Source organism: Endozoicomonas sp. ONNA2, from assembly GCF_024606365.1.
GTDB lineage: Bacteria > Pseudomonadota > Gammaproteobacteria > Pseudomonadales > Endozoicomonadaceae > Endozoicomonas.
On sequence record NZ_JAHHPO010000070.1, the window covers coordinates 1 to 9,109 of the forward strand.

At 52.2% G+C, this 9,109-nt stretch carries 9 protein-coding genes; 6 read left to right on the forward strand and 3 right to left on the reverse strand.

Annotated elements, in window-relative coordinates; translation table 11 throughout:
- From KDK14_RS01230 to KDK14_RS01255, 6 genes are all read left to right on the forward strand, one after another.
- On the forward strand, positions 1-613 hold a 613-nt coding region (locus KDK14_RS01230; RefSeq protein ID WP_257263195.1), incomplete at its 5' end, for a UTRA domain-containing protein.
- A gap of 134 nt (positions 614-747) precedes the next feature.
- Positions 748-2,517, forward strand: a complete 1,770-nt coding sequence (hutU, locus tag KDK14_RS01235) for a urocanate hydratase (RefSeq protein ID WP_257263202.1) — start codon at positions 748-750, stop codon at positions 2,515-2,517.
- A complete protein-coding gene (hutH, locus tag KDK14_RS01240; RefSeq protein WP_257263196.1) occupies positions 2,514-4,046 on the forward strand; it encodes a histidine ammonia-lyase in 1,533 nt (510 codons plus the stop codon). The genes hutU and hutH overlap by 4 nt, the downstream gene beginning before the upstream one ends.
- Positions 4,047-4,281: 235 nt before the next feature.
- Positions 4,282-4,800, forward strand: coding sequence for a hypothetical protein (locus KDK14_RS01245; RefSeq protein WP_257263197.1), 519 nt, complete (start codon positions 4,282-4,284; stop codon positions 4,798-4,800).
- A 29-nt stretch (positions 4,801-4,829) separates the two neighbouring features.
- The gene (locus tag KDK14_RS01250; RefSeq protein WP_257263198.1) at positions 4,830-5,045 is read left to right on the forward strand and encodes a tetratricopeptide repeat protein; all 216 of its coding nucleotides are present in this window, start codon (positions 4,830-4,832) and stop codon (positions 5,043-5,045) included.
- Positions 5,046-5,248: 203 nt separating this feature from the next.
- Positions 5,249-6,685: a carbon starvation protein A gene (locus KDK14_RS01255; RefSeq protein WP_257263199.1), complete on the forward strand. Its 1,437-nt coding sequence runs from the start codon at positions 5,249-5,251 to the stop codon at positions 6,683-6,685.
- An 83-nt stretch (positions 6,686-6,768) separates the two neighbouring features.
- Here the strand turns inward: KDK14_RS01255 and KDK14_RS01260 are convergent, their stop codons facing one another.
- The 3 genes from KDK14_RS01260 to KDK14_RS21415 all read right to left on the reverse strand — a co-directional run bounded on the left by KDK14_RS01260 (position 6,769) and on the right by KDK14_RS21415 (position 8,961).
- On the reverse strand, positions 6,769-6,987 hold the full coding sequence (locus KDK14_RS01260; RefSeq protein ID WP_257263200.1) for a hypothetical protein: 219 nt from the start codon (positions 6,985-6,987) through the stop codon (positions 6,769-6,771).
- A 33-nt stretch (positions 6,988-7,020) separates the two neighbouring features.
- Positions 7,021-8,058, reverse strand: coding sequence for a CNNM domain-containing protein (locus tag KDK14_RS01265; RefSeq protein ID WP_257263201.1), 1,038 nt, complete (start codon positions 8,056-8,058; stop codon positions 7,021-7,023).
- A gap of 378 nt (positions 8,059-8,436) precedes the next feature.
- Positions 8,437-8,961 carry a hypothetical protein gene (locus KDK14_RS21415; RefSeq protein ID WP_306671425.1) on the reverse strand — a complete coding sequence of 175 codons (525 nt, stop codon included), beginning with the start codon at positions 8,959-8,961 and terminating at the stop codon, positions 8,437-8,439.
- Positions 8,962-9,109 lie beyond the last annotated feature (148 nt).

A 9,109-nucleotide genomic window follows, 5' to 3' on the forward strand; every position in this document is an offset into this window, starting at 1 on the left:
AAATGAACTCTGCCAGCAATTTTCGGTGAGCCGGATGACCGCCAGAAAGGCGCTGCAGGAGCTGACGGCTTCGGGTGTGCTGATGCGCCAGCAGGGGCTGGGTACGTTTGTGGCTCCCCTAAAGCCACAATCGTCAATACTGACCGTGAGAAATATTGCTGACGAGATCAGGGAGCGTGGGCATGGTTACAGCAACCGGGTATTGCTTCTATTAGAAGAACAGGCGTCTGAGGCCATTGCGGTTGCTCTGGAGTTACCGGCGGCAGCTAGCGTTTTTCATTCGATTGTTGTTCATTATGAAAATGGCCTGCCACTGCAGTGGGAAGAACGTCATATCAACCCGAGGTTTGCTTCGGACTACCTGAAGCAGGATTTTTCCCGGGAAACGCCCAATGTTTATTTGAATCGGGTTGCTGCGCTGACCGAAGCGAGCCATGTCGTGGAAGCGATATTGCCCTCGGAAGCCATCGCCGGGGCACTGGCCATGGCAGCCGCTGCTCCCTGTCTGAGAATCACGAGAAGAAGCTGGTGTCGCCATGGTGTTGTCAGTCTGGCCAGGCTGGTACATCCCGGTGACCGATACCGGCTGGGAGACCATTTACAGTTTTCCTGAGGATCTGCCGACATTTGGGATCACAGGAACACCAACAGATTTCCAGGACAACGAATTTGCATGCGATAGTTCCAAAATAAAACAGCGTAACATTGAGGATGGTGAATATGGCAAGTGAACAGGCGAAGATGCTTATGGCCGGTGGAAAAGAACCCGCTGGCAAAATCGGCAGTAATGGTCATCGGCGATTTGATCCTGACCGGATCATCCGGGCACCCAGAGGCGCTGAACTGAATACCTGCAGCTGGCAGGTAGAGGCCCCTTTGCGTATGTTGATGAACAATCTCGATCCGGAGGTGGCAGAGCATCCTGAACAGCTGGTGGTTTATGGCGGTATTGGCCGGGCTGCCCGGGATTGGGATTGCTACGACCAGATAGTGGCAACTCTGAAACGTCTGCAAACCGATGAAACACTGCTGGTGCAGTCCGGTAAACCGGTCGGGGTATTCAAGACTCACTCAGGTGCTCCCCGGGTGTTGATCGCCAACTCCAATATTGTGCCTTACCGGGCCAACTGGGAGTACTTCCATGAGTTGGATAAACAAGGCCTGATGATGTATGGCCAGATGACCGCCGGTTCCTGGATTTACATCGGTTCCCAGGGCATTGTGCAGGGGACCTACGAAACCTTTGTGGCCATGGCCAAAACCCACTTCTGTGGCGATGCTTCGGGCAAATGGATTCTCACCGGTGGTCTTGGTGGTATGGGCGGCGCTCAGCCTCTGGCGGCGACCATGGCGGGTTTTTCCATGCTGGCCTGTGAAGTGGATGAGTCGCGAATCGACTTCCGCTTGAAAACCCGTTACCTGGATAAAAAAGCCAGGACGCTGGATGAAGCGCTGGCGCTGATTGAACAGGCCAAATCGGCAGGTAAAGCAATTTCAGTGGGTTTGCTGGCCAATGCCGCTGATATATTCCCCGAGCTGGTCGAGCGCAATATTACCCCGGATGTGGTGACGGACCAGACATCAGCCCATGACCCATTGAATGGTTATCTGCCCAAAGGGTGGACCTTGGCACAGGCCAGTGAACGCCGTCAGGCCGATGAAGCAGCGGTCAGCAGGGCTGCCCGGGAGTCCATGGCCATTCAGGTGCGGGCCATGCTGGCACTGCAAAAGCGCGGGGCGGCAACCGTCGATTACGGCAACAACATCAGACAAATGGCAAAAGAGGTTGGGGTAGAAAACGCCTTTGACTTCCCCGGTTTTGTACCCGCCTATATTCGGCCACTGTTCTGCCAGGGGATTGGACCTTTCCGCTGGGCAGCCCTGTCCGGTGACCCGGAAGATATCTACAAGACTGATCAGAAAGTCAAAGAGCTGATTCCTGACGATGCCCATCTTCATAACTGGCTGGATATGGCCAGAGAGCGTATCGCTTTCCAGGGGCTGCCAGCCCGAATTTGCTGGGTCGGTTTGCAAGATCGGGCCCGCCTCGGGCAAGCCTTTAACGATATGGTGGCCAGTGGCGAGCTGAGTGCGCCAGTGGTGATTGGCCGTGATCATCTGGACTCTGGTTCGGTTGCCAGCCCTAACCGGGAAACCGAAGGTATGCTCGATGGCAGTGACGCCGTCTCTGACTGGCCGCTGCTGAATGCGCTGTTGAATACGGCCTCGGGGGCAACCTGGGTGAGTATCCATCATGGTGGTGGTGTGGGTATTGGTTACAGCCAGCATTCGGGAGTGGTGATTGTCGCCGATGGCACCGATGAAGCCCGGGAAAAGCTGGGCAGGGTACTATGGAATGACCCCGGAACCGGGGTCATGCGCCATGCCGATGCAGGGTACGACATTGCCCGTGAGTGTGCGCTGGACAATGATCTGGACCTGCCCATGGAGAGCCCTCAGCGTAAGGAGAGCCCTCAGCGTAAGGAGAGCCCTCAGCGTAAGGAGAGCCAGGCATGAATGAGTTAGTGATTACCCCCGGACAGCTGTCGCTCAGTGACCTGCGCAAGGTCAGTCGTTATGAGGTGCAGCTCAAGCTGGACCCGGCCTGTTACCCGGCCATTAACCAGAGTGTTGCCTGTGTCAATCAGGCACTGGCTGAGAACCGGGTCGTATATGGCATCAATACCGGTTTTGGTCTCTTGGCCAGCACCCGGATTCCGGACCAGGCACTGGAAGATTTGCAGAGAAGTATTGTCCTTTCCCACGCCACCGGTGTCGGCCAATATATGGCTGAAAGCACTGTTCGCCTGATGATGGTATTGAAAATTAACAGCCTTGCCCGGGGACTGTCGGGGGTGAGGCTGGAATTGATCGAAGCACTGATGCAACTGATTAACCTGGGGGTTTATCCCTGCGTACCCGAGAAGGGGTCGGTGGGGGCCAGTGGTGATCTGGCGCCGCTGGCTCATATGAGCTGTTTATTACTGGGTGAAGGTCATGCCCTGGTGGATGGTCAGCAGTTGCCTGCGGTGGAAGCCCTGACCTACGCCGGTATGGAGCCAATGAAGCTGGCCCCGAAAGAAGGGCTGGCACTGCTCAATGGTACTCAGGCCAGCACAGCCTTTGCCTTGCAGGGACTGTTTGGCGCAGAGGATTTAATGGCATCGGCTATCGTCGCCGGAAGCCTCTCTATTGAGGCTGCCATGGCCAGCCGTCGTCCTTTTGACCCTCGCATTCACGAGGCACGGGGGTTACAAGGGCAAATTGATATTGCCCATGCCTACCGCACCATGCTGGACCACAGTGACATTGAACAGGCCCACATAGATTGCGACAAGGTACAGGACCCCTACTCACTGCGCTGCCAACCCCAGGTGATGGGGGCCTGCCTGGAGCAGATGCGTTATGCTGCAGGCCTGCTCGCAGTGGAAGCTAACGGTGTCACAGATAACCCCCTGGTCTTTGCTGAACAAAATGAGATACTCTCCGGCGGTAACTTTCACGCAGAGCCAACGGGCATGGCTGCCGAAGCATTGGCCCTGGCCATTGCCGAAATCGGTGCCATCAGTGAACGACGCATTGCGCTGCTGGTGGATCAACACCTGAGTGGGTTGCCGCCCTTTCTGGTGAAAAACAGCGGCGTCAATTCCGGCTTTATGATTGCCCATAACACCGCTGCAGCACTGGCCAGCGAGAACCGCTGTCTCTGCCATCCCTCAGTCGCCGATAGCCTGCCCACTTCTGCCAACCAGGAAGACCACGTATCCATGGCCACTTATGGGGCACGCCGTTTACGTGAGATGAACTGTAATACGGCATCTATTGTGGGTATTGAATTGTTGGCGGCGGCCCAGGGAGTGGATATGAGGAAGCCGTGCAAAACCTCGGAAACCTTGCAGCGAGTCATGAAAACAGTGAGAAAGGATATCCCGTTCTATGACCAGGACCGGTATTTCTTCCCTGATATCCAAAAGGCCTCCGGGCTGGTGGCCAGTGGTGAGTTGAGTGTGTATATGCCCACCGGGCTGCTACCAAGCCACTCATAAGCAATGGTTTATGCCAGCAGCAATAACGGAGCCAATATTGCTAATGACCGACAGTGCAGGGCTGAACCAGACTGGTCGTTGGGCACAGGCAGTATGCCGATCCGGCCTTGCTGCCACCAAACAGGCACGGTGTGGCAACAGGCCTTTTTTCTGATATTTATCTTGGTATGGGATCTTTTTGGGATATATCTGGTCTAAGAGAAAAAACGCCCAAACACCTTAGGCAGTACCTGACATGAACAGCGTCCCATCCACGCCATTAGCTGCAACCAGCGAGACCGGAATTTGTCCGGTCTGCCGTGATGACTTATACAATTTTGAAAGCCCGGAGTTTGCAGGCAGACAGATCGCCATTGTCAGGCCCTGTGGGCATAAATTCCACCTTGACTGCCTTGCCACCTGGAGAATAGATTATCTGACCTGCCCTGTCGGGCGTACAACCATTGAGGTTGTCGAGGCGGAAATCCTCACCCTGCCCCCAGACTGGCAGTGTCAAATGATCAACGCAGCAAAGGTGGGCGATATCGGTACCATCCGGGCCTTGCTGACTCGGGGGGCGAACGTTGATGCGGATAAAACGGTGGGGAATACCCCAATGTCCCAGGCCACTTTCAATGAGCACTACGATGTTCTTCTACTACTGACCAGCTGGGGAGGATCCGACCCGATTGGTTTTTACAGACTGGGGGAACTGTTCCATTGTGGCAAGCACGGCTTCCCGAAAGATCTGCGTAAAGCACAGGGCTGTACCTGAAGGCGGTTGAGCTGAGTTATATTCCTGCCATGAACGACCCGGGCTTTGTGTATCAGCATGGCGGCGAAGGCATTCCGGCTGATCTGTACAAAGCGGAGGGGTTGTACCTGGAATCGTCCGGGTTGGGCAATACCAAAGCAATGCACAACCTTGGTTGCCTGCATGAGCGTGGTGGAGTTGGCTTTCCGAAAGATCCGCATAAAGCCAGGATCTGGTTCCATAAGGCAGAGGGGAGTAATTCTTGAACCATGAAACCTTAATTCTTTTTTTAAATTTAATACCTTATTTTTATGGAAAAAACATATAAACAAATTGTTACGTTGCGCACAAAATCAATATTGTTGATTTTCTGTCCAGCATAAATAAGGTTTTACAATAATTTCAGTGGTTGGCTTTCCACCGTTTTGTGGTCAGCCCTGGCCTGACAGCGCTTAGCGAGGTAGTAAAAGTGTTCAGTTTTCTTGGTGCATTAGCAGTTTTGATCGTAGGCTATCTGGTCTACGGGAAATGGGTCGATCGTCACTTTGGGGCTGATCCGGACCGGGTAACTCCGGCACATGCCCTTACCGACGGAGTCGATTTTGTGCCTCTGCCCTGGCACAAGATTTTTCTGATCCAGTTTCTCAATATAGCCGGTCTTGGTCCTATTTTCGGTGCCATTATGGGGGCGCTGTACGGCCCATCCGCATTTCTCTGGATCGCTTTTGGCTGTGTATTTGGTGGCGCAGTTCACGACTACTTCTCAGGCATGCTCTCTGTCCGTCAGCAGGGACAGTCAATCCCTGAAATTGTCGGGCTTTACCTGGGCGAAGGTGCCCGCAAGCTGATGCGCGGCTTTTCTGTGGTGCTGTTGGTACTGGTGGGCGTTGTCTTTATGGTGGGGCCCGCAGGGTTGCTGGCTAACCTGGGTATGGAGGGCATTTTTGCCAATACCAGCTTCTGGCTGGCCATTATCCTGGCTTATTACTTTATTGCTACCGTTATGCCTGTGGATAAAGTCATTTCCAAAATTTACCCGGTCTTCGGCCTGACACTGTTAATCATGGCTGTTGGCGTTGGCGGCATGATGCTGATAAAAGGTCTGCCAATTCCAGAAATTACCGACCCGCTCTCACATCCACAAGGTCAACCTGTCTGGCCAATGCTGTTTGTCACCATTGCCTGTGGCGCCATCAGTGGATTCCACGCAACCCAATCCCCGATGATGTCACGCTGTCTGCCAACTGAGAGGTATGGTCGTCGGGTTTTCTTTGGCGCCATGGTTGCTGAAGCTGTAGTGGCCCTGATCTGGGCTGCAGCTGCGATGGCCTTCTTTCCCAATGGTCTGGAAGGCCTTAATGAAGTGCTGGCAAAAGGTGGTGCGGGCCTGGTAGTCAATGAAGTTTCTGTCGGCTTGATGGGTACTGTTGGTGGTATGATGGCAATCCTTGGTGTTATTGTCTGCCCCATTACATCTGGTGATACAGCCTTTAGAAGTGTGCGACTGATCTTTGCCGATGCGTGTAACATCAGCCAGTCGAGCACCAGGACCCGGTTAATGCTGGCAGTTCCCGTTTTTGCCGTTGGTTTTGCCCTGACCTATATCGACTTCAATATTATCTGGCGTTATTTCGCGTTTTCTAATCAAGCGCTGGCTACCATTGTTCTCTGGGCATCTGCCATGTATATGGTTCATCAGGGAAAAAGCCACTGGCTGGCTTCACTTCCGGCAACCTTTATGACTGCAGTGTGTACTACCTATATTTTGATGGCACCAGAAGGACTTGGCCTGACTGCTGGCATTTCCTACCCCGTGGGGATTGTTGCAGCCATTGCGACATTAATCTGGTTCATGATGGCGGCTGCCAGACGGAGTATATCTGTGCAACCGGCTGTCAGTAGCTAAGCAAATGAAATCATTTTCTCATTCTACAGCTCCTCCTTAAGAAACATTTCTGAAATAACTTCCATATTTGGCATGCCATTTAGTCAGGAAAAAATATTGCCACGGAAATAGAAATAATCTTTTCCTCCGTGGCAAAAAGAAGAAGTGTAAGACGGAAATAACAAAGCAACAGAATTTTTTATGGGCTTGCCTGAACAACGACAGGCAAGCAAAAAAACGCTTCTTTTGCCGTGAAAAATATTTTCACTTGCCATGAGCATTTGTGACTCCGTGTCTTTGTGGTTCAAGGCTTTTATGCTCATCCTCTCCTGCCCATCTCATGGAAATGAAGGCCTTCAGGGACTGGTCGCTGTCAGGCGATGAGCCCACTTGGTTTTAGCTGCCAGTTGCATATCCACAACTTCGTCACTTTCATCGACGATTTCGTGGCCAAGCAGAGTTTCAATCATGTCTTCCAGTGTCACGATACCCCGGATATCGCCATATTCGGTGACAACCATGGCGATATGACTGCGTTTTTCCAGGAAAGTGGCCATGAGTTTTGGCAGTGGCTCCTTTTCCAGCACGGCAATAATCGGACGTTTCAGGCTTTCAAGAGTGGTATTGCCACCTTCCCGAAGGTGGGAGAGCAGAATGTCGTTTCTCATGACAAAGCCGTTGATATCATCCGGATCTTCACCGTACACAGGGATACGTGAGAAGCTGGAACCAGTGAACTCATTCATATAAGCATCGGTGGTGGTCGATTCTGGCAACGAAAACAGCACTGAGCGAGGGGTCATGATTTCCACAATCTGGAGATCACGGAACTTCAGCATGTTTTTCATCAGCTCAGATTCAACACCCTGAAGTGCGCCAACCTGAAAGCCAAGATCAGCCATGGCCTGAATTTCATCACGCAGAAAAGGATTGGTTTTGTCCTTCGGGCCAAGCTTGCTGGTCAACAACTCGGTAATCCAGATAATGGGCAGCAGCAGCTTGACCATAAAGCGCACACCAACGGCCATTACCGGAACCAGGGACTGCCACCAGGACGCACCAATGGTCTTTGGGATAATTTCAGACAATACCAGGATCAGCAAGGTCAGCACGGCTGAAAAAACACCAACAGAGGCATCACCAAAGACTTTCGCCGCCTGGGCACCCGCACTTGCCGCACCGATGGTATGAGCGATGGTATTCAGGGTAAGGATAGCGGCCAGGGGGCGGTCAATATGATCATGCAGCTCCCGGACAATTTTCGCCCATTTGCTGTTTTTCTGTTCAAGGCTAACCACATAGGCCGGAGAGATACTGAGTAGGACGGCTTCAAATACCGAACAAATAAAGGACACCGCAATAGCGATGACCACATACGCAACAAGCGTAACCACGCAAGGCTCCAAAGGTAATCAAGGGAATAGTATTCTAGCCTGAGAATTTAACCTTTGGCGATAGAAATTTCCGATCATTACACCGTATTTATAATCAATGTATTTGCACTATATCAGATGGGGTATTTCGTCCGACCCTTGGGATGCTGTCCGAGAATAGCCTGCCCTACTGCGTCGACAGCAAATTGGTCTAAAAATCCACTTTTGTTCGGCAAATAGCCCTGTTATTCACCTCACAAAATCGAATTTTTATCCTCAATTTTCTGCCGTCCTCGCTACGGGTGCTATTCTCGGACAGCATCCTGGAGTTCAGGCTAATGTCAAGGGTGCTACATCTACATCCATTCAGGTGCGAAAACTGTGAATGGTGAGCTTCTTTCACTCACCGCCGCATCCACCACCGCCACCATCACAACCACTATGACCGCCGTCAAAGCATCCACCATGACTGCTGCTATAACCGCCATCATGGGATGCACCAAGATAGTGTCCGCTGTAACTGGCAAGGGCAAGAAAGGGGTCTAATGAAATGCGACCCCTGCCTGAACTGGCACGCGAGTGGGGTTTATTGATATAGTTCACCCGACCTGGTTGCTGTGTGATATTTCTGGAATCAAGGGCGGTCTCTTGTTGGCTTTGAGTATCGTCCTCATCCTTACAACGACAGTAAAGGCATGTACCGGCTACTGCAAGGCCAGCGACCGCTCCTCCGCACGCACCCAGCCCCGCGGCACATCCTACAGTCTCTCCAGCAGCTAACCCCGCCAAAGGTCCGGCTTCAATTCCAGTGACCGTACCAGCAACTCCACCAACAATTGCACCGAGCGCGGTGACACCACCTGTAAACGGTCCCCAGCCGGGGCGACATATAGTGGCACCCAAACAAGCACGAATCGAGTCCATAAAAATTCTCCATGATAAGGTTTGTTTATTTATCACTAAGTTTGACACCATTCTTCCTGAAAAGTTTCAACAATTATTTTCAGGTGTGCATTAGTAAGGAATTGTCTAAAAATAACTTTCCCATTTCACTCTAATTCTGGAACTATGG